General features: G+C 67.3%; 20 protein-coding genes and 1 tRNA gene. 4 read left to right on the top strand and 17 right to left on the bottom strand.

Annotation, left to right across the window (positions count from 1 at the left end):
- Positions 1-45: 45 nt before the first annotated feature.
- Complete coding sequence (locus BLV49_RS16045; protein ID WP_091187791.1) at positions 46-2,226, bottom strand: ATP-dependent DNA helicase RecG; 2,181 nt, start codon at positions 2,224-2,226, stop codon at positions 46-48.
- Between the two features lie 48 nt (positions 2,227-2,274).
- On the opposite strand from BLV49_RS16045, the gene BLV49_RS16040 reads away from it, so the two are divergent.
- Positions 2,275-2,838, top strand: coding sequence for an RsmD family RNA methyltransferase (locus BLV49_RS16040; protein WP_091187788.1), 564 nt, complete (start codon positions 2,275-2,277; stop codon positions 2,836-2,838).
- Between the two features lie 4 nt (positions 2,839-2,842).
- Here BLV49_RS16040 and thiL read toward each other — a convergent pair whose 3' ends face one another.
- The gene (thiL, locus tag BLV49_RS16035) at positions 2,843-3,844 is read right to left on the bottom strand and encodes a thiamine-phosphate kinase (RefSeq protein ID WP_091187785.1); all 1,002 of its coding nucleotides are present in this window, start codon (positions 3,842-3,844) and stop codon (positions 2,843-2,845) included.
- Positions 3,845-3,868: 24 nt separating this feature from the next.
- Here thiL and BLV49_RS16030 point away from each other — a divergent pair, with 24 nt between their 5' ends.
- Positions 3,869-4,387: a DUF3515 family protein gene (locus tag BLV49_RS16030; RefSeq protein ID WP_091187783.1), complete on the top strand. Its 519-nt coding sequence runs from the start codon at positions 3,869-3,871 to the stop codon at positions 4,385-4,387.
- 3 nt (positions 4,388-4,390) lie between these two features.
- Here BLV49_RS16030 and BLV49_RS16025 read toward each other — a convergent pair whose 3' ends face one another.
- The 13 genes from BLV49_RS16025 to BLV49_RS15965 all read right to left on the bottom strand — a co-directional run bounded on the left by BLV49_RS16025 (position 4,391) and on the right by BLV49_RS15965 (position 18,817).
- Positions 4,391-5,488 carry a D-alanine--D-alanine ligase family protein gene (locus tag BLV49_RS16025; RefSeq protein ID WP_091187781.1) on the bottom strand — a complete coding sequence of 366 codons (1,098 nt, stop codon included), beginning with the start codon at positions 5,486-5,488 and terminating at the stop codon, positions 4,391-4,393.
- Positions 5,391-6,521: an NAD(P)H-dependent glycerol-3-phosphate dehydrogenase gene (locus BLV49_RS16020; RefSeq protein ID WP_091187779.1), complete on the bottom strand. Its 1,131-nt coding sequence runs from the start codon at positions 6,519-6,521 to the stop codon at positions 5,391-5,393. The genes BLV49_RS16025 and BLV49_RS16020 overlap by 98 nt, the downstream gene beginning before the upstream one ends.
- Positions 6,511-7,293 carry a lysophospholipid acyltransferase family protein gene (locus tag BLV49_RS16015; RefSeq protein ID WP_245723743.1) on the bottom strand — a complete coding sequence of 261 codons (783 nt, stop codon included), beginning with the start codon at positions 7,291-7,293 and terminating at the stop codon, positions 6,511-6,513. The genes BLV49_RS16020 and BLV49_RS16015 overlap by 11 nt, the downstream gene beginning before the upstream one ends.
- A gap of 7 nt (positions 7,294-7,300) precedes the next feature.
- Complete coding sequence (gene murA, locus BLV49_RS16010; protein ID WP_091187775.1) at positions 7,301-8,629, bottom strand: UDP-N-acetylglucosamine 1-carboxyvinyltransferase; 1,329 nt, start codon at positions 8,627-8,629, stop codon at positions 7,301-7,303.
- Between the two features lie 62 nt (positions 8,630-8,691).
- Entirely contained in the window at positions 8,692-9,288 is a 597-nt protein-coding gene (gene leuD, locus BLV49_RS16005; RefSeq protein ID WP_091187773.1) for a 3-isopropylmalate dehydratase small subunit, read from the bottom strand.
- Between the two features lie 5 nt (positions 9,289-9,293).
- Positions 9,294-10,727: a 3-isopropylmalate dehydratase large subunit gene (gene leuC, locus BLV49_RS16000; protein WP_091187771.1), complete on the bottom strand. Its 1,434-nt coding sequence runs from the start codon at positions 10,725-10,727 to the stop codon at positions 9,294-9,296.
- Positions 10,728-10,849: 122 nt separating this feature from the next.
- Positions 10,850-11,851 carry a TerC family protein gene (locus tag BLV49_RS15995; RefSeq protein ID WP_091187769.1) on the bottom strand — a complete coding sequence of 334 codons (1,002 nt, stop codon included), beginning with the start codon at positions 11,849-11,851 and terminating at the stop codon, positions 10,850-10,852.
- Positions 11,852-12,011: 160 nt separating this feature from the next.
- Complete coding sequence (locus BLV49_RS15990) at positions 12,012-13,712, bottom strand: dipeptide ABC transporter ATP-binding protein (RefSeq protein WP_091187767.1); 1,701 nt, start codon at positions 13,710-13,712, stop codon at positions 12,012-12,014.
- Complete coding sequence (locus BLV49_RS15985; protein WP_091187765.1) at positions 13,709-14,749, bottom strand: ABC transporter permease; 1,041 nt, start codon at positions 14,747-14,749, stop codon at positions 13,709-13,711. The genes BLV49_RS15990 and BLV49_RS15985 overlap by 4 nt, the downstream gene beginning before the upstream one ends.
- Position 14,750: 1 nt before the next feature.
- Positions 14,751-15,839 carry an ABC transporter permease gene (locus tag BLV49_RS15980; protein WP_218132675.1) on the bottom strand — a complete coding sequence of 363 codons (1,089 nt, stop codon included), beginning with the start codon at positions 15,837-15,839 and terminating at the stop codon, positions 14,751-14,753.
- Between the two features lie 82 nt (positions 15,840-15,921).
- The gene (locus BLV49_RS15975) at positions 15,922-17,541 is read right to left on the bottom strand and encodes an ABC transporter substrate-binding protein (RefSeq protein WP_434061474.1); all 1,620 of its coding nucleotides are present in this window, start codon (positions 17,539-17,541) and stop codon (positions 15,922-15,924) included.
- A gap of 215 nt (positions 17,542-17,756) precedes the next feature.
- A tRNA-Glu gene (locus BLV49_RS15970) sits at positions 17,757-17,829 on the bottom strand.
- 85 nt (positions 17,830-17,914) lie between these two features.
- Positions 17,915-18,817: a diacylglycerol/lipid kinase family protein gene (locus BLV49_RS15965; protein ID WP_091187760.1), complete on the bottom strand. Its 903-nt coding sequence runs from the start codon at positions 18,815-18,817 to the stop codon at positions 17,915-17,917.
- 66 nt (positions 18,818-18,883) lie between these two features.
- Between BLV49_RS15965 and BLV49_RS15960 the strand changes: the two genes are divergently transcribed.
- Positions 18,884-19,522 carry an MBL fold metallo-hydrolase gene (locus BLV49_RS15960; RefSeq protein WP_091187757.1) on the top strand — a complete coding sequence of 213 codons (639 nt, stop codon included), beginning with the start codon at positions 18,884-18,886 and terminating at the stop codon, positions 19,520-19,522.
- A gap of 7 nt (positions 19,523-19,529) precedes the next feature.
- Here BLV49_RS15960 and BLV49_RS15955 read toward each other — a convergent pair whose 3' ends face one another.
- The gene (locus tag BLV49_RS15955) at positions 19,530-20,225 is read right to left on the bottom strand and encodes a hypothetical protein (RefSeq protein WP_091187755.1); all 696 of its coding nucleotides are present in this window, start codon (positions 20,223-20,225) and stop codon (positions 19,530-19,532) included.
- Between the two features lie 155 nt (positions 20,226-20,380).
- Here BLV49_RS15955 and BLV49_RS15950 point away from each other — a divergent pair, with 155 nt between their 5' ends.
- A complete protein-coding gene (locus BLV49_RS15950) occupies positions 20,381-20,728 on the top strand; it encodes a YciI family protein (RefSeq protein ID WP_091187753.1) in 348 nt (115 codons plus the stop codon).
- A gap of 294 nt (positions 20,729-21,022) precedes the next feature.
- Here the strand turns inward: BLV49_RS15950 and BLV49_RS15945 are convergent, their stop codons facing one another.
- Complete coding sequence (locus tag BLV49_RS15945; protein ID WP_091187752.1) at positions 21,023-21,607, bottom strand: MarR family winged helix-turn-helix transcriptional regulator; 585 nt, start codon at positions 21,605-21,607, stop codon at positions 21,023-21,025.
- Positions 21,608-21,640: the final 33 nt, after the last annotated feature.

Genomic DNA, 21,640 nt, shown 5'->3' with positions numbered 1-21,640 from the left:
CCTACCGGGCGCGTGCCGCCGCTGAGGACGCGAGGCGACGCTCGTTCAGGATTTCGTCAGCGCCTGACGTTCTGATTCCTTGAGACGTCCCTCGATCGCCTCCCACAGGTACGGGTGCGAGGCAAGTCGAGGATCGTCGTCGAAGACCTTCTCTGCCCACTCCCTCGCCCGCGATATCACCTTGCCGTCGATCGAGACGCGAAGAATGCGCAACGACGAACGCGTGCCCGATTGGGCTTCGCCGAGAACGTCACCCTCGCGGCGCAGCTCCAGGTCGCGCTGCGCCAGCTCGAATCCGTCGATCGTCGCGGCGACGGCCTCGACGCGCTCGAGGGCGCTCGAGCCGGGCTCGGCCGTCGTCACGAGAAGACACAGCCCCGGGACGGACCCGCGGCCGACCCGACCGCGCAGCTGATGCAGCTGCGAGACGCCGAAGCGGTCGGCGTCGAGCACGACCATCGTCGACGCGTTGGGCACGTCGACGCCGACCTCGATGACGGTCGTGGTGACGAGGATGTCGATGTCGCCGTTCGAGAACCGCTGCATGACGGCATCCTTCTCGTCGCTCGGAAGCCGGCCGTGCAGGGACTCGATCGTCAGACCGGCCAGGCTCGGGTCGCGCCGCAACTGCTCGGTCGTCTCGAAGACAGTCGCCGCCCGAGCTCGGGTGTTCTCGGTCTCGGCGGGATCCGCCGCGTCGGCGCCGTCTTCATCGGCGAGGTCGGCGCCCGCGTCGATGGCGGGGCAGACGACAAAGGCCTGGCGTCCCTTGTCCACCTCTTCGCGCATGCGCTCCCAGACCCGCGGCATCCAGTCGGGCTTCACGGCGAGCGGCACCACGAACGATGAGATTCCCTGACGCCCAGCGGGAAGCTGCCGGATGGTGCTGACGTCGAGGTCGCCGAACACCGTCATCGCCACCGTGCGCGGGATGGGCGTGGCCGTGAGGACGAGGGTGTGCGGGTGCGCGGCGCTCTTTCGCCGAAGCGCGTCGCGCTGGTCAACGCCGAAGCGATGCTGTTCGTCGATGACGATGAGCCCGAGGTCGTAGAACTCGACGATCTCCCCGAGCAGCGCGTGCGTGCCGACGACGATCTTTGCCTGGCCGCTCACGATGCGCAGCAGCGCGCGCTTGCGTTCGGCCGCCGGCATCTGGCCCGTGAGCAGCACGGGCATCATCTCGGCAGCGAGATCGGGGCCGAGCGAGGCGACGATGGAGCGCAGGTGCTGGGCAGCGAGCACCTCGGTCGGCGCAAGAAGCGCCGTCTGTCCGCCGTCCTCGGCAACGGTGAGCATCGCGCGGAGGGCGACGAGCGTCTTTCCCGAGCCGACCTCGCCTTGGACGAGGCGATTCATCGGCGAGTTCTTGGCCAGGTCTTCGACGATCTCCTCGCCCACGCTCACCTGATCCTGCGTGAGTGTGAACGGCAGGCGCGCGTCGAACCTCTCAAGCGGCCCGCCCTTCCCCGCGACGCGCGGCATCGCCATCGCCTCCTTGGCTATGGCGCGGTTCTGCAGAAGCGCGGCTTGGAGGAGAAACGCCTCGTGGAAGCGCAGCGTGTGCTTGGCGCGCCAGGTGTCCGCCTCCGTGCGCGGGCGGTGGATGAGCTCGAGCGCGGTGCCGAAGTCGAGAAGTCCCTCGGCCACGCGCACGTTCGCCGGCAGCGGGTCGTCGATCTCACCCTCGAGGTGATCGAGCGCGAGTCCTATGGAGCGCTGCATGGTCCAGCTGGGAACCGACGCGGTGGCCGGGTACAGCGGGATCGGCTGCTCGGCCCAGGCCTCCGCGTCGCGCATCGCCGCGTCATCGTCGCGCTCGAAGAGCTTGTAGTCGGGGTGTGTGAGCTGCATGCTCCCCTTGTACTGCGTGATCTTGCCGGCGAAGACGCCGCGCGCGCCGGGAACGAGCTCATTCTTGCGCCACAGCTGGTTGAAGAACGTGAGGCTCAGGATGCCGCGGCCGTCGGAGATGCGCACTTCGAGGATCGCGCCTTTCCGTGACGCCATGCTCCGCTGCGAGACGCCCACGACGTCGGCGATGAGGGTGACCTGTTCACCGAGCGGGAGGCTCCCGAGCGCCGTGACATCGCCGTGCTCGACGTATCGACGCGGGTAGTGGGACAGAAGATCGCCGACGGTGATGTAGCCGAATGCGCGCTCGAGCGCTTTGGCCGTGCGGTCACCGAGAAGGTTCTTCAGTTTCCCCTGCAGCGCCGATTCGTTCATGTGTTCGAGTGTACGCGGCGGCTCTGACAGACGGTATCGTCGGAGGCGATGACCAGAATCATCGGCGGAGACGCCGGTTCGCTCCCGTTGAAGGTTCCCCCGAAGGGCACCCGGCCGACGAGCGACCGTGTGCGCGAAGCGCTCTTCTCCGCCCTGGATGCGCGCGATCTCGTGCGCGGCTCGCGCGTCGCCGATCTGTATGCGGGCTCGGGCGCGCTCGGGCTCGAGGCCGCCAGCCGTGGCGCGGCGTCCGTCGTGCTCGTCGAGAGCTCGCCGCGAGCCGCGGCGATCTGTCGCGCGAACGCGTCTACTGTCACGCGAGCGGCGGAGCGCTCCCTCTCTGTCGACACTGTCGTCTCGTCCGTGCAGTCGTGGCTCGAACGCGGCGGCGGCCCGGATCTCGACCTCGTCTTCCTCGACCCGCCATACGACCTGTCCGACGAGGAACTCGCGCGAAACCTCGACTCGCTCGCACCGCTGCTGTCCCCGGGGGCGATCGTGGTCGTGGAGCGGAGTTCGCGATCTGCGGAGCCGCGCTGGCCCGCCGCCCTCGTCTCGGACAAGCGGCGCGCGTACGGCGAGACGGTGCTCTGGTGGGCAGAGCTCGGCTGACTGCTCAGCCGGACTGCCCGTCCCACGCGCGGTAGGGGTCCCAGCCTTCCGGCGTCACGGGTTCACCGTCGACGAGAACAGCGTCGGCGGAGCGCGAAACGACGGTCCCGACGTGGCGAAAGCCGCCGGGAAGCGCCGTCCCCTCGGGGAAGCTCGCGAGCAGCCCGTGGTCCTCTCCCCCGTGCAGGGCGGCTGCGACGTCGTCGCCGAGCGCCGCGCGTTCCAGATCGATGGTGACGCCGCTTGCCCTGGCCAGCCGGCTCGCGTCGAGAGCGAGGCCGTCGGAGATGTCCATCATGGCGGTCGCCCCCGCGTCGGCGGCGCGAACACCGTCGGCGATCGGCGGGGCCGGAGCGAGGTGACCCGCGATCGCATGAGGATGAGCCGAACGGAGCGCGGCAGCGCGCTGCCGGTCGGGTTCGCCGTTCTCGTCCACGCCTTCCGCGAACAGCAGCCGAAGCCCCTCGGCGGAGCGGCCGAGATCGCCCGAGACAGCGACAACGTCTCCGGGAGAGGCGCCGGAGCGCAGCACCGGGCGGCGCCCGGCGAGGTCGCCGAACGCCGTGACCGCGATCGTGAACGTCGCCGACACGGAAAGGTCGCCGCCGATGACGCCGCACCCGGGAGCGAGAGCCGCGCAGCCGTCGCGGAGGCCGTCGCAGAACTCCTCGAGAAAGGCGACCGGCATGCTGTCGGGAACGGCGAGCGCGATGAGGAGCGCCGTCGGCCGCGCCCCTATCGCCGCGACGTCGGAGAGGTTGCTCGCCGCCGCCTTCCAGCCCAAGTCGTGGGCGGTCGACCAGGCCAGCCGGAAGTCGGGTCCGTGCACCATCATGTCCGTCGTGACGACAGTGCGCCCGTCGGGCGTCGCGAGCACGGCGCAATCGTCGCCCGGGCCGAGAAGCGCCGCCTCCGCGTGCGGAAGCCGCGGGAAGATGCGCTCGAGCACGCGCGCTTCCGCAAGCTCCCTTACGGTCGGCGACGGCTGCTTGTCAGAGAACACCATGCGTTCAACGGTAGCCTGAAGGGGATGTCCGTTCGTGCCCGCCGCCTCGTCTCGGTCGCCCTCCTCTCACTCACCGCCGTCAGCCTCGCCGGATGCGCCGGCGCCGTGTCGCTCAAGCCGGCGCCGGATGCGAACAACCCGGACTGCGCCGCTGTGACCGTGCGGCTTCCCGACGCGGTCGACAGCCTGCAGAAGCGGGAGACGACGGCGCAGGCGACCGGGGCGTGGGGCGACCCGGCGGCCGTGCTGTTGCACTGCGGGGTCACCCCGATCGGGCCGACGACGCTGCCGTGCTTCCAAGTGAACGGGGTCGACTGGGTGCGCGACTCGAGCGAGGCCCCGCTGTACCGCTTCACGACGTTCGGCCGGACACCGGCCGTCGAGGTCGTCATCGACAACGACAAGGCGTCAGGCTCCGCGCTTCTCGATCTCTCGGGGGCGGTGAGCGTGATCCCGCAGACCTCGAAGTGCCTGAACGCTGAAGACGTCACGGGCGACGGCTCGACGCCGGCGCCCACGGCGACGCCGTCCGAGAACGGCTGAGGCTCAGCGCGCTCCGCGCTCCACGGCGACGTCGATGAGCTCGGTGATGAGGTCGGCGTAGCTGAGCCCGGAGGCGATCCAGCACGTCGGGAACATCGAGATCGGGGTGAACCCGGGGAGGGTGTTGACCTCGTTGAGGACGAAGCCGTCGTCGGTGAGGAAGAAGTCGACGCGGGCGAGCCCCTCAGCGCCGACCGCGTCGAAGGCCGTGAGCGCGATCGACTTCATCTCGGCAAGTCGCTCGGAACCCATCGGCGCGGGGCAGACGAGTTCGATGCCGTCCGCTCCGAGGTACTTCGCGTCGAAGTCGTAGAAGTCCCGACCCGAGACGACGATCTCACCTGCGTGGTCGGACGTGCGCGGCTTCTGGCCGGGGCGCGCCCCGAGCACAGCGATCTCGACCTCGCGGCCGACGACGCCCTGCTCGATGAGCACCGTGTCGTCCTCGTCGAAGGCGATGCGCAGCGCGGCGTCCATTTCCGTCGGGTCGCTCACCTTGCTGACCCCGACGCTCGACCCGGCCCGTGCGGGCTTGACGAACACGGGAAGGGCGAGGTCGCGAAGAGCCGCCGTCGCGGCATCCGGATCGCTCTGCCAATCGTGACGGGACAGCGTGTGCCACGGCGCGACGGCGATGCCCGCGTGCTGCAGCACCGTCTTCGTGAAGTGCTTGTCCATCGCGAGCGCCGAGGCGAGCACGCCCGAGCCGACGTAGGGCAGCCCGGCGAGCTCGAACAGGCCCTGCACGGTGCCGTCCTCGCCGTAGCTGCCGTGCAGGATCGGGAACACGACGTCGATGACGCCGAGCGAGGAGCGCTGCCCGTCACGCTCGACCGTGAGCTCGCGGCTGTGAGCGTTCTCGGGCCAGTGCACGCGCGTGCCGTTGTCGACGACCTCCGGCAGCTCGGCGCCGCCGAGGGCGAACTTCTGCGGGTCGTCGTCTTCGAGCACGAGGGCGCCGTCGCGCGTGAACCCGAGCGGGATCACCTCGAAACGGGAGCGGTCAATCGCTCCCAGCACTCCCGCCGCCGTTGCGCAGCTGATCGAATGCTCGCTTGAGCGCCCCCCAAACAGCACCGCCACCCGCAGTCTTTGCGTCATCGGTCGTCCTCTCCCCCTGCGGTTCGTCCGTATCGGTTGTTGTCAGATGCGGCGCGATGTCCTTCGGGTCGAGCGTGCCGTCGAGCACTTGCTTGACCTGCTGGACGATCGGCATGCTCACGCCGACGCTGTCGGCGATCTCGAGCACGGGCGCGACGGAGGCGAGCCCCTCCGCCGTCTGCTGCATCTGCTTGACGACGGCGGCGAAGCTATAGCCTTGCCCGAGCAGCCGCCCCGCCGTGTTGTTGCGCGACAGCGGCGACTGACACGTCGCGATCAGGTCGCCGAGGCCGGCGAGTCCCGAGAGCGTCTCGGGCTGCGCGCCGAGGGCTACGGCGAAGTCCGTCATCTCGACGAGGCCGCGCGTCACGATCGACGCCTTCGTGTTCTCGCCGTATCCGACGCCGTCGACGATGCCGATCGCGACGGCGATGAGGTTCTTGAGCACACCGCCGAACTCGGTGCCGATCACGTCCGTGTTCACGAAGGTGCGGAAGTAGCGGTTCCGCGCGAGAAGAGCGACGGCCTGCGCCGTCTCGAGACTCTGCGATGACACGACGGCCGCCGTCGGCTGCTCCTTCGCGATCTCGAGCGCGAGGTTGGGACCGGATGCCGCTGCGATGAGCGTCGGATCCCAGTCAAGCGTCTGCTGCATCACTTGGCTCATGCGCAGCCCCGAGGTGCGTTCGACGCCCTTCATGAGCGAGATGACGATCGTCCCGGGAGCGAGCATCGGGCGAAGCGCGACGAGGTTGTCGCGCAGGGTCTGGCTCGGCACCGCCACGAACACTTGCGAGGCCCCGGCGACGGCATCGGCGAGATCGTGCGTCGCGGTCAGCGACGGAGGAAGCGTGATACCGGGCAGGTAGTCCTGGTTGCGGTGGGACTTCGTGATGCTCCGAGCGACCTCCGCGCGCCGCGACCACATCGTGACGTCAGCGCCGCCGTCGGCGAGGATCTTGCCGAACGTCGTTCCCCAGCTGCCGGAGCCGACGACGGACACGCGGGCGCCGGCTGCTGCCTTACGACTCAAAACGTCCCGTCTCCCTCTGGTTGTGCTTGGCCGGGTCCCAGCGCTCCGCGGGAGCCTTCTCGCCGCGGATGTCCTCGAGCTGGGCGGTGATGCCGTTCATGATGACGGTCGTCACCTCATTGAGCGTAGACGAATCGATGGGTCGATCCCGGTAGGCGGACAAGTCGATCGGGTCGCCGACCTTGATCGTCACCTTCTTCGGCGGGAAGAGGCTGATCTTCTTGGCGTAGCGCGCCATGACCTTCTGGGTTCCCCAGTGCGCGACGGGGATGACGGGGAGCCCGTGGGTGAGCGCCATGCGTGCGGCGCCGGTCTTTCCGCGCATGGGCCACATGTCGGGGTCGCGGGTGAGCGTGCCTTCCGGGTAGACGATGACGCCGCGTCCCGTGTCGACGAGCTTTCCGGCGGCTTCGATCGGGCCGTTGCCGCGCGTGGAGCCCTCGCGCTCGACGGGGATCTGACCTGCCTTCGTGAGCAGCCAGCCCACGAACGGGATGCGGAAGAGCGACGCCTTCGCCATGAAGCGCGGAATTCTCCCCATCTTCCACGTCGCGATGCCGATCACGATGGGATCGATCTCGCTGTAGTGGTTGGGGGCGAGGATGAACGCACCGGTCTTCGGCAGCTTCTGCCCGTCGATGATCTTGATCGTCATGAGCAGCCGCGCAAGCGGCAGGATCACCGCGGCGAGGAACCAGTAGACCGAGGGTCGGCTCTTCTCGGTGTTGCGCGTCGGCGGCACCGGCGATGCGTCGTCAGGAGTGTGTGGCACTCCCCCATTATCCTTCGAGCGTGAAGTCTGCTCCGAGCGTCTCGAGCTTGGAAAGGAACTTCTCGTAGCCGCGGCTGATGATTCCGACGTTCGACACGCGCGAGGTTCCCTCGGCGCTGAGCGCGGCGATCAGGTGCGAGAATCCCCCGCGCAGGTCGGGAACGACGATGTCGGCGCCGTGCAGCTTGCTCGGACCGGAGATCACGGCCGAGTGGTTGAAGTTGCGCTGTCCGAATCGGCACGCCTGCCCGCCGAGGCATTCGCGGTGGATCTGGATGGTGGCCCCCATCTCCACGAGCGCGTCGACGAAGCCGAACCGGTTCTCGTACACCGTCTCGTGCACGATCGACACGCCCTCGGCCTTCGTGAGTGCCACGACGAGCGGCTGCTGCCAGTCGGTCATGAAGCCCGGGTGCACGTCGGTCTCGATGATCACGGGGTTGAGCGGCTTGCCCGGGTGGAAGAACCGGATGCCGTCCTCGTGGATGTCGAAACCGCCGCCGACCTTCCGGTAGACGTTGAGGAACGTGAGCATCTCGGACTGGCGTGCGCCGCCGACGAAGATGTCGCCCTCCGTCGCGAGCGCGGCGGCGGCCCAGCTCGCCGCCTCGTTGCGGTCGAAGAGCGCGCGGTGGTCGTAGCCCTTGAGCTCGGGAACACCCTCGATGCGGATCACGCGGTCTGTGTCGACCGAGATGACGGCGCCCATCTTCTGCAGGATGTTGATGAGATCCATGATCTCAGGCTCGATCGCGGACCCGCGCAGCTCCGTGATGCCCGCCGCGCGAACGGCCGTGAGCAGCACTTGCTCGGTAGCGCCGACGCTCGGGTACGGCAGCTCGATCTTCGCGCCCTTCAGCCCGCCCGGCGCCGACATGCGGATGCCGCTCGGCAGCTTCTCGACGACGGCGCCGAACGTGCGCAGCACATCGAGGTGGAAGTCGATCGGGCGGTCGCCGATGCGGCATCCGCCGAGATCGGGGATGAACGCCTCGCCGAGGCGGTGCAGCAGCGGACCGCAGAACAGGATCGGGATGCGGCTCGAACCCGCGTGCGCGTCGATGTCGGCCATGTGGGCCGTCTCGACGGCGGAGGGATCGAGGTGCAGTTCGCCCTCTTCCTCGCCGTCGCTGATCTTGACTCCGTGAACCTCGAGAAGTCCTCGCACGACGCGGACGTCGCTGATGTCGGGAACGTCCTTCAGGATGCTCGGGGTCTCGCCGAGCAGCGACGCGACCATGGCCTTGGTGACGAGGTTCTTCGCTCCTTTGAGCTCGATGCGACCGGTGAGCGGGCGCCCGCCTCTGATCGTGATCGTGTCTGAGTGCAGTCCCACGCTCGCTCCCGCCCGGTTGGCGTCCTCAAGAAGAGTGGTCAAAAGATGTCCCCGATGCTTGGCTATCTGGCAGGCAATGTCTTTGGCCGCCACCCGGCACGAGTCGCTTCGAACGCGGTGATCTCGGCTTCGTTCCGAAGCGTGAGAGCGATGTCGTCGAGTCCCTCGAGCAGGCGCCACCTAGTGTAATCATCGATATCGAAAGCCACCTGAAGGTCGCCGACCGTGATCGTCTTGCTCTCCAGATCGACGGTGAACTCGGCGCTCGGGTCCGCGTCGATAGCGGCCCAGAGCCGTTCGACGTCGGCTTCGGGAACTTGCGCCGTGAGCAGCCCCTGCTTGCCTGAGTTTCCACGGAAGATGTCGCCGAATCGGGCGCTGATGACGACTTTGAAGCCGAAGTCGCGCAATGCCCACACGGCGTGCTCGCGGCTCGATCCCGTGCCGAAGTCAGGGCCGGCGACGAGCACGGAGGCTCCCGCGAACTCGGGCTGGTTGAGGACGAACTCGGGATCCTGGCGCCAGCCGGCGAAGAGAGCGTCCTCGAAGCCGGTCTTCGTGACGCGCTTGAGGTACACGGCCGGGATGATCTGGTCGGTGTCGACGTTCGAGCGCTTGAGCGGCGCGGCGATGCCGGTGACGGTCGTGAACTTGTCCATGGGTCTCAGGCCTCCAGGTCGGACGGGCTCGACAGGGTTCCGCGGATCGCCGTCGCCGCGGCGACGACGGGCGAGACGAGGTGGGTGCGCCCACCCTTGCCCTGGCGTCCCTCGAAGTTCCGGTTGCTCGTGGACGCGCAGCGCTCACCCGGAGCGAGCTGGTCGGGATTCATGCCGAGGCACATCGAGCAGCCGGCGAATCGCCATTCGGCGCCGAAGTCGGTGACGATCTTGTCGATCCCCTCCGCTTCCGCCTCGAGCCGCACGCGAGCGGAGCCGGGGACGACCATGACGCGAACGCCGTCAGCCTTCTTCTTCCCCCTGATGATGCTCGCGAACGAGCGCAGGTCTTCGATGCGGCTGTTCGTGCACGAGCCCATGAACACGGCGTCGACAGCGATGTCCTTGAGTTTCGTCCCTGGTGCGAGGTCCATGTACTCGAGGGCGCGTTCGGCGGCGGCTCGCGCGGAGGCGTCGTCGAACGAGCTGGGCTCCGGGATGCTGGCGCTCAACGACACGCCCTGCCCGGGGTTGGTGCCCCACGTCACGAACGGCTCGAGTTCGTCGGCGTCGAGGAACACCTCGGCGTCGAAGACGGCGCCCTCGTCGGTGGCGAGCGTGTTCCAGTAGGCGACGGCCTCGTCCCAGTCGCCGCCCTGCGGGGCGTGCGGACGGCCCTTCAGGTAGTCGTAGGTCGTCTGGTCGGGCGCGACCATGCCGGCGCGGGCGCCGGCCTCGATCGACATGTTGCAGATCGTCATGCGTCCCTCCATGGAGAGGGAGCGGATGGCGCTGCCGCGGTACTCGAGCACGTAGCCCTGTCCGCCGCCCGTGCCGATCTTGGCGATGACGGCGAGGATGATGTCCTTCGCCGTGACTCCGGGCCGCAGCGTGCCCTCGACGTTGATCGCCATGGTCTTGAACGGCTTGAGCGGCAGGGTCTGCGTCGCCATGACGTGTTCGACCTCGCTCGTGCCGATGCCGAACGCCATCGCGCCGAACGCGCCGTGGGTCGACGTGTGGCTGTCGCCGCAGACGACAGTGATGCCGGGCATCGTGAGGCCGAGCTGGGGGCCGACAACGTGAACAATGCCCTGCTCGACGTCGCCGAGGGAGTGCAGGCGCACGCCGAACTCCTCGGCGTTGTTGCGCAGCGTGTGGATCTGCGTGCGACTCGTGCGGTCGGCGATCGGCTTGTCGATGGCGAGCGTCGGCGTGTTGTGGTCCTCGGTCGCGATCGTCAGGTCGGGGCGACGCAGCGTGCGCCCCGCCATGCGCAGGCCGTCGAAGGCCTGCGGGCTCGTGACCTCGTGCACCAAGTGCAGGTCGATGTAGATCAGATCGGGATTGCCGTCCTCGCCCTTGACGACGAGGTGATCGTCCCAGACCTTCTCGGCCAGGGTGCGTGGCGTGCGGACGGATTCAGTATTCTGCGGCATCACAGTGCTTCCTTGCGATTAATGGGATCAGGCACCATCAGACTCCGCGACGAGGACGGCCTGTGGGCTAGGCCTCGGCGCGGCAGCTAAGAAGCAGACCGTGCAGCACGTAGATCAGAATATCACTCGCCGGAGAGCTGTTGCGCGTTTCGGTCGTCCCGGCGGGCCTTCACGAGGCTCGCGATCGTCGCGACCGCCATCGACGCGACGATGACCGCGAGCGAGAGCCACGTGCTGATCTCGGGGATCCACTCGATCGACTTGCCGCCGTTGATGAACGGAACCTCGTTGACGTGCAGGGCGTGGAACACGAGCTTCACGCCGATGAACGCGAGGATGAACGCGATGCCGTACTTGAGGTACTCGAGCTTCTCGAGCAGGCCGCCGAGCATGAAGTACAGCTGCCGCAGGCCCATGAGCGCGAAGATGTTCGCGGTGAAGACGATGAACGGGCTCTGCGTGATGCCGAAGATCGCCGGGATCGAGTCGATCGCGAACATCACGTCGGTTGTGCCGATGGCGAGGAACACGACGACCATCGGCGTCCACACCTTGCGTCCGTCGACGACGGTGCGCAGCTTCGAGCCGTGGAACTCCGGCGACACGTTGAGCTTGCGGCGCATGAAGCTCGTGAAGCGCGTCTCGCCGTCCTCGGCATCCTCGTTCTCGCCGAAGGCCTGCTTCCATGCCGTCCAGAGCAGGAACGCGCCGAAGATGTAGAACACGGCGCTGAAGTGCTCGATGATCGCCGCTCCCGCGAGGATGAAGATGCCGCGGAAGACGAGCGCGATGATGATGCCAACCATGAGCACTTCCTGCTGGTACCGCTTGGGCACGGCGAAGCGCGTCATGATGATCACGAACACGAAGAGGTTGTCTACCGACAGGCTGTACTCGGTGAGCCAGCCGGCGAGGAACTCGCCCGCGAAGTCGCCTCCCGCGAACAGGAACATGAGCCCCGCGAACACGAGCGCGAGGCTCACGTAGAACGCCACCCAGAGGGCGGACTCCTTCATCGACGGAATGTGCGGCCTCTTGACCACGAGCAGCAGGTCGAAGATCAGGATCAGGACGAGGACGACGTATGAGCCGATCTCGAACAGCAGCGGCAGCTGAGGATGCATGCGGCGGTGCCTTTCAGGCGGGAGGGTTCGACGGACGTCGAAAGTCTCTCCCCCGAGTCGTTCGGCGCGGCATCCGGAACCTCGACATCGGGGCCCGTACTGACGGGTGCCGCGTAGTGGGATACTCCCCTTCGCTCAAACCACTCTAACGGATGCCGCGTCAGCCGCGCTGCGCGTCGGCGGATTTCTCCGCCGCGACGATCTGCGCGAGATCCTGCCGCCGTTGAGCCTGCTCGACGGGGTCGGGAACCGGAAGCGACGCGAGCAGTCGCTGCGTGTACGGATCCTTCGGCGCTCCGAGCACTTGCGCTCCTGTTCCCTCCTCGACGAGTCGGCCGTGGTAGAGCACGGCGATGCGGTCGGAGAGGATGTCGACGACCGCGAGGTCGTGACTGATGAACAGCGAGGCGAAGCCGAGCTCGGCCTGCAGCTCGGCGAACAGCTCGAGCACGCGCTCTTGCACCGACACGTCGAGCGCGCTCGTCGGCTCGTCAGCGATGAGCAGTTCCGGGTCGAGGGCGAGACCGCGCGCGAGGCTCGCTCGCTGCCGCTGGCCGCCCGAGAGCTCGTGCGGGAATCTCCTGCCGTACGAGCGCGGCAGCTGCACGGCCTCGAGCAGCTCGTCGACGCGTCGCGTGACGTCGGCGTCGCTCATCTCGCGGCGGTGGATGCGCAGCGGTTCGGCGACGCACTCCTCGATCGTCAGGAGCGGGTTGAAGCTCGACGCGGGGTCCTGGAAGACGAATCCGATGCGCTGACGCAGCTTGCGGAACTGTCGCTCCTTCACGCCGTTCATCTCGGTGCCGAGCACCTGGAGGGAGCCGCCGGTCACTTTCGTGAGCCCGGCGATGGCGCGGCCGATCGTGGTCTTGCCCGAGCCGGACTCGCCGACGAGACCCACGACCTCCCCCGGCGCGATCGAGAACGAGACGCCGTCGACGGCGAGGAAGCCGGGGCGGCCGAAGCGACCCGGGTACTGGATGCGCAGGTCGGTCGCGCGCACGACGGGAGCGGCATCCGATGTCACCTGACGCTCGCGGCTCGTCGCGATCGCCTGCCCGATGCGCGGCACCGCGCCGAGCAGCTTCTTCGTGTACTCGTGCGTGGGAGCGGCGAAGAGCGTTCGCGCGTCGTTCTCCTCGACGATCTTGCCCTGGTACATCACGACGACGCGGTCGGCGAGGTCGGCGACCACGCCCATGTTGTGGGTGATGAGCACGATCGACGCGCCGAACTCGTCGCGGCAGCGTCGCAGCAGGTCGAGGATCTCAGCCTGCACGGTCACGTCGAGAGCGGTCGTCGGCTCATCCGCGACGATCAGGCCCGGGTCGAGCACGAGCGCCATGGCGATGACGACTCGCTGCTTCTGGCCGCCCGAGAACTGGTGCGGGTAGTAGTCGACGCGCGACTCCGGGTCGGGGATTCCGACCTTGCGCAGCACGTCGATCGCCATCTCTCTTGCCTTCTTGCGGCCGAGCTTCGAGTCGTGCGCGCGCAGGCCCTCCGCGATCTGCCAGCCCACCGTGTACACGGGGTTGAGGGCCGTTGACGGCTCCTGGAAGACCATCGAGACGTCTTCGCCGCGCAGCCGGCGCAACGAGTGCTTCGGCACGGAGATGACGTCGTTCTCGTGCGCGCCGTCCTTGCTGCGCAGCAGCACGGCGCCGGAGCTCGTCGCGGTCTCGGGCAGCAGTCCGAGGATCGTCTTCGCGGTGACTGTCTTGCCGCTGCCGGACTCGCCGACGATGGCGAGCACTTCTCTCGGACGCACCTCGAGGGAGACCCCGTCGACGGCGCGCACCGCGCCGGCGTCGGACGAGAAGGCGACGTTGAGGTCGCGGATCTGGAGCACATCGCTCATGGGCGCTCTCCCGTCGTGTCGGTTCCGGCGAGCTGGCCGGCGTCGTCAAGGCTGCCGCCGGGGACCACGGAGGTCTCGGCGATCTCACCGGCGTCGGCGGACACGGCCCGGCGGCCGCGCAGTCGCGGATCGGCGAGGTCGTTGAGGCTCTCGCCGACGAGGGTGACGCCGAGCACCGTGAGGACGATCGCGAGTCCCGGCGGGATCGAGGTCCACCAGATGCCGCTCGAGACGTCGCTGAGGGCCTTGTTGAGGTCGTAGCCCCACTCGCTGGCGGCGGTCGGCTCGATGCCGAAGCCGAGGAAGCCGAGCCCGGCGAGGGTGAGGATCGCCTCGGACGCGTTGAGGGTGAAGATCAGCGGCAGCGTGCGCGTCGCGTTGCGGAACACATGGCGGTACATGATGCGCACGTTCCCCGCGCCGATGACCTTCGCCGACTCGACGAACGCCTCCGCCTTGATGCGGACCGTCTCGGCGCGGATCACCCGGAAGTACTGCGGGATGAACACGACGGTGATCGAGATGGATGCCGCGAAGATGCCGGCCCACATGTCGGAGCGGCCGCCCGAGATCGCTATCGACATCACGATCGCGAGCAGGAGCGACGGGAACGCGTAGATCGCGTCGCAGATCACGACGAGCACGCGGTCGAGCCAGCCGCCGAAGTACCCGGAGACGAGGCCGAGGATCACGCCGGCGAAGATCGAGAGGATGACAGCGACGATGATGACGAGCGCACCCGTCTGCGCGCCCCAGATGACGCGGGAGAGCACGTCGAATCCGCTGACCGTCGTGCCGAGCAGGTGCTTGGCGCTCGGCGGCTGCTGCGCGCCGAAGCCGCCGTTCTCGTCGCGCAGCTGGCTGTAGCCGTACGGCGCGAGCAGCGGCGCGAAGATCGCGACGAGCACGAAGACGACGGTGATGGCGAGGCCCGCGACGAGCATGCCGCGCTGAATGCCGACGCTCTGGCGCAGCTGCCGGATGATGGGCAGCCGGTCGACGAGTCGCGGCTTGCGAGGGGTTGTCTCCACGGTCATGTCAGTACCTCACCCTCGGGTCGATGAGGGCTGCGACGATGTCGACGATGAAGTTCGTCACGGCCACGATCACGGCAAGCAGCACGACGATGCCCTGCACGGCGACGAAGTCGCGCGCCTGCAGGTACTGGGCGAGCATGAAGCCGAGTCCCTTCCACTCGAACGTCGTCTCGGTCAGCACGGCGCCCGCGAGCAGGAGTGCGATCTGCATGCCCATGACGGTGATGATCGGGATGAGCGCAGGTCGGTAGGCGTGCTTGGAGACGAGTCGGAACTCGCTCACACCGCGTGACCGGGCCGCGTCGACGTAGTCGCGCGAGAGCGTGCCGATCATGTTCGTGCGCACGAGCCGCAGGAAGACGCCGGCGGTCAGCAGGCCGAGCGCGAGCGCGGGCAGCACCGCGTGGCTGAGCACGTCGCCGATCGCGTCGGCGTCGCCGAGCCGGATGGCGTCGATGATGTGGATGCCGCTCGGGTCGCCCATCAGCTGGATGGCCAGCTCCGTGCGCGTGTTCGCACGGCCGGAGACGGGGAACCAGCCGAGTCCCACGGAGAAGATGAGCTTGAGCAGCATGCCCGCGAAGAAGACGGGCGTCGCGTAGAAGAGGATCGCGAGGACGCGCAGCACCGCGTCGGAGGCCTTGTCGCGACGGTAGGCGGCCCACATGCCGAACGGGATGCCGATGATGAGCGCGACGATGATCGCGTAGACGGCGAGCTCGAGGGTCGCGGAGCCGTAGGTGAGCAGGATCTGGGTGACCGGGCGGTGATCGCTCAGCGTCGTGCCGAAGTCGCCGCGGAACACGTTCCCGAGGTATTCGACGTACTGAACGATGATGGGCCGGTCATAGCCGGCGGCGTGAATGCGCTCGGCGAGCTGCTCGTGCGTGAGCCGGCCGCCGAGGGCGGCCGTGATCGGGTCGCCGGTGGATCGCATGAGCACGAACACGAGCGTCACGAGGATGAAGATGGTGGGGATGATCAAGAGGAAGCGCACGATGACGTAGCGCAGGAGGCTGTTGCCTCCCGACTGGCGCTTCGTCGCGGCCTGGCGAGCCGCGAGCTCTGGGGGTGAGCTGGGGGAAGTCAGCGTTCTACCTGCCTTTGGAGGGGACGAGTCGGCCGGGCTGTGAGGGGCGGGCGCGTCGTGCGCCCGCCCCCTCGAGCGGCGGCTACTTCGAGAGCGGCGCGTACCGGAACTTGAACGACGCGTCGAGCGTGACGCCCTTCACGTCGGCGCCGGCGACCGCGATCTGCGCGCCCTGCAGGTACGGCAGGGTCGACAGGTCCTTGGCCACGGCATCCTGGATCTGGCCGATCACGTCCGCACGGGCGTCGGGGTCGGTCGTCGTGCGCTGCTTCTCGATGAGGCTCTGCACATCGGCGTTGTCGTAGTGGTTGCCGATGAAGTTGTCCTTGACGAAGAACGGCGACAGGTAGTTGTCGGCGTCCGAGTAGTCAGGGAACCAGCCGAGCTGGTACATCGGGTACACGTCGGCGACGCGGTCCTTGGAGTACTGCACCCACTCGGTGGTCTGCAGGTCGACCTTGAAGAGGCCGGTCTCCTCGAGCTGCGACTTAATGAGCGCGTACTCGTCGGCCGACGACGGGCCGTAGTGGTCGTTCGAGTACTGGATGCTGAGGGTGACCGGCGTATCGATGCCGGCGTCCTTGAGCGTCTTCGCCGCCTTGTCGGCATCCGGTCCGCCGTTTCCGTCGCCGTAGAGACCCTTGAGGGACTCGTTGGCGCCGGTCAGGCCGTCGGGAACGTAGGAGTACAGCGGCGTGTAGGTGCCCTTGTACACCTGCTCGGCGATCTGGTCGCGGTCGAGCAGATCGGCCATCGCCTGGCGCACTGCGAGAGCCTTCGCGGGGTCGGCGTCATCGGTCTTCGCACCGAACGGCATGGTGTTGAAGTTGAAGACGATGTAGCGGATCTCGCCGCCGGGACCCTGCGTGACCTTCACCTTGTCGTTCTTCGAGAGGTCCTCGACGTCGGTGGCGGTGAGGCTGCGGTAGGCCACGTCGATGTCGCCCTCTTGCACGGCGAGCTTGAGGTTCGACGACTCCGCGTAGTACTTGACGTTGACGGTGTCGGTCTTCGCCTTGCCGAGCACACCCTGGTAGTCGGGGTTCGCCTTGTACTGAATCAGGTTGTTGAAGTCGTAGCTCGCGATGGAGTACTGACCGGCGAAGGCCTTCCCCTTCACGATGTCCTGATCGGGCGTGAGGGCGTCGGCGGAGAACACCTCTTCGTCGACGATCGGGCCGGCGGGGCTCGAGAGCACCTGCTGGAACGTCTGGTCGTTCTCGCTCTTGAGGTGGAAGACGACCGTGGTGTCGTCGGGAGCCTCGACGCTGTCGAGGTTCGCGAGGAGCGAGGCCGGACCGTTCTGGTCGTTGATCTTGATCGTGCGGTCGAAGCTGAATTTGACGTCGGACGAGGTGAGGTCGTGGCCGTTTGCGAACGTGAGTCCGCTCTTGAGCTTGACCGTGTACTCGCTCGGCGTCGTGAACTCGGCGGACTCCGCGATGTCGGGTTCGACGTCGGGGCTGCCGTACGGCGTGTTCATGAGGAACGGGTAGACCTGCGTCATGACGGCGAAGGAGCCGTTGTCGTAGGAGCCGGCGGGGTCGATCGTGGTGATCTTGTCGGTCGTTCCGATGACGAGCGAGCCGCCAGAGCCGCCCGAGTTGCCGGAACCGTTTCCCGATCCCGAGCAGCCGGCGAGGGCGAGGGCCGCGACGGCAACACCTGCTGCCGCGGTGAGCACGCGCCGCTGTGTGGACATTCCGGATGACATCCGTGTGCATCCTTTCCTTGGTGGGGGTGACGCGACGGGGCCAGCCCAGCCGCGCCGCTGTATTTCACTTTTCTAGCACACGGAAGACCCTGCACAGAGGTTCGTGATGGTGTCTCATGAAATCGTTTCCGAATCGGGATGAGACGCGCGACAAGCGAATAGCCTCCCGAAGCAGTGCGCTTCGGGAGGCTATTCCTGTGTTGTGACCCCAGCGGGATTTGAACCCGCGTTACCGCCGTGAGAGGGCGACGTCCTAGGCCGCTAAACGATGGGGCCGTGAACAACGTCTAGAAGTATGACACAGATTTCAGGGCCTCACAAATCGGTCAGCGAGCGGGTCGGATGCCACGACAGATGCGCGTCAGACCAGCACCGCGAGCGCTCCTTCGAGCACTTCGACCGACAGCGGTGCGACACCGATTCGCTCGCCGTCGGCGTACGCGACGACATCGTCCGCCTCGATGTGAACTCGGCGAGCGCGCTCGACCGTCACCTCCTGCAGGGCGAGGTGCGTTCCCGTGAACACGCGCGGGAACAGCCGGAGCAGTCGCAGTCGCGTGAGCGGTGCGACGGTCACGACGTCGAGCAAGCCGTCGTGCAGCAGGGCATGCGGCGCGATCGCCATGCCGCCGCCCATATAGCCGTTGTTGGCGACGGAGAGCATGATCGCGTCGCGCTCCCCCGCTGCCCCGTCGAGAGTGAGCCGGAACCGGTGCGGCCGCAGACCCGCGAGCTCGCGGACGAGCGCGAGGATGTAGCGCACTCGTCCGCGTGGCCACCGCCAGCGGTTCGCACGCTCGTTCACGCGCGCGTCGAAGCCGACCGAGAGCACACCGGCGAATCGCCGCTCGGCCCCATGCGAGCGCACGATGCCGATGTCGATGCGGGTCGGCTTACGCTCGAGCGCGGCGAGGACTCGCTCGGCCGCGGCGGCGTGATCGCCGAGCGGAAGCCTGAGTCCCCGAGCGAGGTCGTTTCCCGTCCCTGTCGGGACGATGCCCAGTGGGACGTCGGTTCCGGCGAGCGCACCGACCGCGAGGTGCACGAGCCCGTCTCCCCCGACCGCGACGAGGGCGTCGGGCGCCTCGCGGACTGCCGCCTCGATGGCGGTGCGCAGCGTCGCGGCATCCTTCTCGAGCAGAACCGTCACATCGACGCCTGCGTCGGCGAGCGCGGCGGCGAATTCCCGGCCGACGTGAGCGTGGGCGCCGAAGGAGGCTGCGGGGTTGATCGCCACGGCGATCCGGAGGCGATCTCGGGTCACACGCCGATTATGTCAGCGCAGCGCCACCCGCTTGCACCGTCCGGGTCCGGAGTGAAGACTTGCCCTATGAAACTCACGAAGCTCGAGCACGCCGCCTTCACGGTGGATGAAGCATCCGCACGGCTCTACGTGGATCCTGGCGCCTACACGACCCCGCTGACCGACACCGTCGGAACGGTGGCCGTCGTCATCACGCACGAGCACGCCGACCACTGGACGCCGGAGCAGCTGGATCGCATTCTCGCTTCGAACCCCGACGTGCGCATCTTCGCGCCGGCAGGCGTTGCGAAGGCCGCCTCCGACTACGAGATCACCGTCGTCGAGGCGGGCGACGAGTTCACGGTCGAACCGTTCACGCTTCGCTTCTTCGGCGGGAAGCATGCCGTGATCCACCCGTCGATCCCGGTCGTCGACAACGTCGGCGTGCTGATCAACGGCGTCGTCTACTACGGCGGCGACTCCTTCTACGTGCCGGATGGCGTCGACGTCGACGTCATGGCGGTTCCGGCCGGCGCGCCATGGCTGAAGATCAGCGAGGTCATGGACTTCGTCGCGGAGGTGGCGCCCAAGCGCAGCTTCCCCACACACGAGATGGTGCTCTCGCGGATCGGGAAGAACCTCTCGAACGATCGGATCGCGTCCGTCGTCGAGCAGGGCGGTGGCGAGCACATTCCGCTGGAACCGGGCGAATCGATCGAAGTGTAGAGCGCGGTTATGCCTGCTGAGAGGGGGTCCGCGTGACGAACGAGAGATCGAGCTCATCGAGGTAGTCGCGTGAGATCGCCGTGGTGAGCACGCTCTCGCCGACGCGAGCCCCGAGCCCGTAGACGTGCGGGTCGGTGTCGAGCGCGAAGCCATCGAGCGGCTGGCCGTCGACGACGACGGGGACGCCGCGCCGAATGTGCGCGACGTTCGCCGGGTCGATGAGCTCGCCGGGGATCGGTCCTCTCATGCGCTCTCCGCGGAAGATGTTCATCACTATGTAGTCGACGTGCTCGGCGAGAATTTGCTCCGGCGAATGGTGATGCGCCGCCGCGTCGTCGAGCATGTGCGTCGTGCGAACCGCCTGCCAGATCACGGGATAGCGCCTGCGCTCCCTCGCCGCGACCAGCCACTCGGGCATCGACCACGGCGGTTCTCTGTCGAGTTCGGCGCGGAGCTGGTCGTCGATCTCGGCGAGATTGGCAGGATCGGATCTGTCGTCCGGATTCCGCCAGTACTGGTAGGAGATCAGCGCCGCCTCCATGACGAGGACGTCGTTGTGTTTCTCGGTTTCCGTGGCGATGTCGGTCTCCTCGACGGCGGCCTGCGGTGCGAGTGTCAGCAGTGGTCCGCTGAACTGCCCAGCTACTTCGTCGGGAGTCGGCGGTGCCGGGAAGTCTGCGGGAGGGCGCCCATCGAAGAACATGCCTCGATACTGCTGGAGATCCACGAATCACGCAATGCGTCAGCCCCTTAACCGGGAGGCGCCCGTTGTCTGCCTCTCGACACCATTTCGCGTCGGTGCCACGATGAGAGAAATCCGCGAGGCCAGCGCTTGCGGTGCCGGGAGGAGGGCGAACGATGCGTTACCTGCTGCTGTTGCATAGCCGAGGGCCGGAGCTTCGCGATCACTCCCCCGAGTGGATGGAGGAGGCCACGGCGTTCCTCGCCCGCTTCGACGACGAGCTCGCCATGCGTTCGGAGCTCGAATGGAGCGAAGTTCTCGCTCCCGCTTCCCGGGGGAGGATCATCGGGGCCGACGGCACCGAGACGACGGCTGAATCGGATGCTGCCGCACCCGTGACGCGCGTCTGGGTGGTTCGCGTAGCCGACGCCGCACGGGCGCTCGCGCTCGGGGGCGAACTCGCGCGGCGCCTGGGGGCTCGCGTCGACGTGCGAGAGTGCCTGCCATCCGCTCAGATGCCGTGAAGACACGGCGTCTGAGTTGAGAGGCGTAGTGAACCTGCATTCTTGCGAGGCCCGCGCGATCCTCCGCAAGACGAGTACTACCCGGATTTCCCGGCGAAGACCCGCTGACGGGGCTTCCGTCGAGGACCGGTGCGAATCGAAGACGGGACGGATGTCGCGATCGCTCCATGGTTCCCGATGGCTGCGGCTCGACTCTCGGCGGCCTTGTCCACGAGTGGCCGCAGCCTTCATGCCTTGATCAGGTTCCACATGGCGGCCTCAAGCTACTTAGACGCGGGACTAGCTCCTGGGTTGTCAGACCGCCGAGGTGGAGTCGGCACTCACCGGCCTCGGGAGTCGGACACCTGAAGTTCGTTCGATTGCGTGGTCAAGGCGGTCGTCGATGTTCGCCACAAGCCGAACGACGAGAGCCTCGAGCTGTTCGAAGTCAGTGTCGGCCCAGTCTTCGAATATGACATCATACGCACTACTCGAGACTGCGACGATGCGCTCGGCAACTTCCCGCCCGGCTGCTGTGAGCCCCACGATGCTCTGCCGACCGTCCTCCGGATCCGGCATCCGCCCTACCAACCCCGCTACTTCAAGTCGCCGAACGATCTTGCTCACGTTCGAACGACCCGTGCCGATAGCGTCTGCCATGTCGGTTGGTCGGGCGACGGTACGGTAGATCAACTGGTTGAGTAGCAAGAAGGCCGGCATATCCCCAGGCAAGGGAAAACCGCTCTGAACGAGAATCGCTTCCCTCACTGCTGTGGAGTTCATCGAAGTGACAAGGGCCTGTAGTGCGACCGAGAAGTCAGCGCCGCGACCCCGCAGGAGAGGGGCCGAAGCAAGCTCCACGTCCCGCAGATCAACGCTGGCTTGAGGTCTCCTTGCCATCTACCCAGTATGCACGCAATCTTGGATCACAGT

Origin of the sequence: Paramicrobacterium humi, assembly GCF_900105715.1 — a bacterium.
Classification (GTDB): domain Bacteria; phylum Actinomycetota; class Actinomycetes; order Actinomycetales; family Microbacteriaceae; genus Paramicrobacterium; species Paramicrobacterium humi.
This window is presented reverse-complemented; position numbering and strand designations above follow the sequence as displayed.

Bases quoted from the DNA above. Each gene is read 5' to 3' on its own strand.
- BLV49_RS16045 (WP_091187791.1), bottom strand. From the start codon at position 2,226: ATGAACGAATCGGCGCTGCAGGGGAAACTGAAGAACCTTCTCGGTGAC.
- BLV49_RS16040 (WP_091187788.1), top strand. From the start codon at position 2,275: ATGACCAGAATCATCGGCGGAGACGCCGGTTCGCTCCCGTTGAAGGTT.
- thiL (WP_091187785.1), bottom strand. From the start codon at position 3,844: ATGGTGTTCTCTGACAAGCAGCCGTCGCCGACCGTAAGGGAGCTTGCG.
- BLV49_RS16030 (WP_091187783.1), top strand. From the start codon at position 3,869: ATGTCCGTTCGTGCCCGCCGCCTCGTCTCGGTCGCCCTCCTCTCACTC.
- BLV49_RS16025 (WP_091187781.1), bottom strand. From the start codon at position 5,488: ATGACGCAAAGACTGCGGGTGGCGGTGCTGTTTGGGGGGCGCTCAAGC.
- leuD (WP_091187773.1), bottom strand. From the start codon at position 9,288: ATGGACAAGTTCACGACCGTCACCGGCATCGCCGCGCCGCTCAAGCGC.
- leuC (WP_091187771.1), bottom strand. From the start codon at position 10,727: ATGCCGCAGAATACTGAATCCGTCCGCACGCCACGCACCCTGGCCGAG.
- BLV49_RS15995 (WP_091187769.1), bottom strand. From the start codon at position 11,851: ATGCATCCTCAGCTGCCGCTGCTGTTCGAGATCGGCTCATACGTCGTC.
- BLV49_RS15990 (WP_091187767.1), bottom strand. From the start codon at position 13,712: ATGAGCGATGTGCTCCAGATCCGCGACCTCAACGTCGCCTTCTCGTCC.
- BLV49_RS15985 (WP_091187765.1), bottom strand. From the start codon at position 14,749: ATGACCGTGGAGACAACCCCTCGCAAGCCGCGACTCGTCGACCGGCTG.
- BLV49_RS15975 (WP_434061474.1), bottom strand. From the start codon at position 17,541: ATGTCCACACAGCGGCGCGTGCTCACCGCGGCAGCAGGTGTTGCCGTC.
- BLV49_RS15960 (WP_091187757.1), top strand. From the start codon at position 18,884: ATGAAACTCACGAAGCTCGAGCACGCCGCCTTCACGGTGGATGAAGCA.
- BLV49_RS15955 (WP_091187755.1), bottom strand. From the start codon at position 20,225: ATGTTCTTCGATGGGCGCCCTCCCGCAGACTTCCCGGCACCGCCGACT.
- BLV49_RS15950 (WP_091187753.1), top strand. From the start codon at position 20,381: ATGCGTTACCTGCTGCTGTTGCATAGCCGAGGGCCGGAGCTTCGCGAT.
- BLV49_RS15945 (WP_091187752.1), bottom strand. From the start codon at position 21,607: ATGGCAAGGAGACCTCAAGCCAGCGTTGATCTGCGGGACGTGGAGCTT.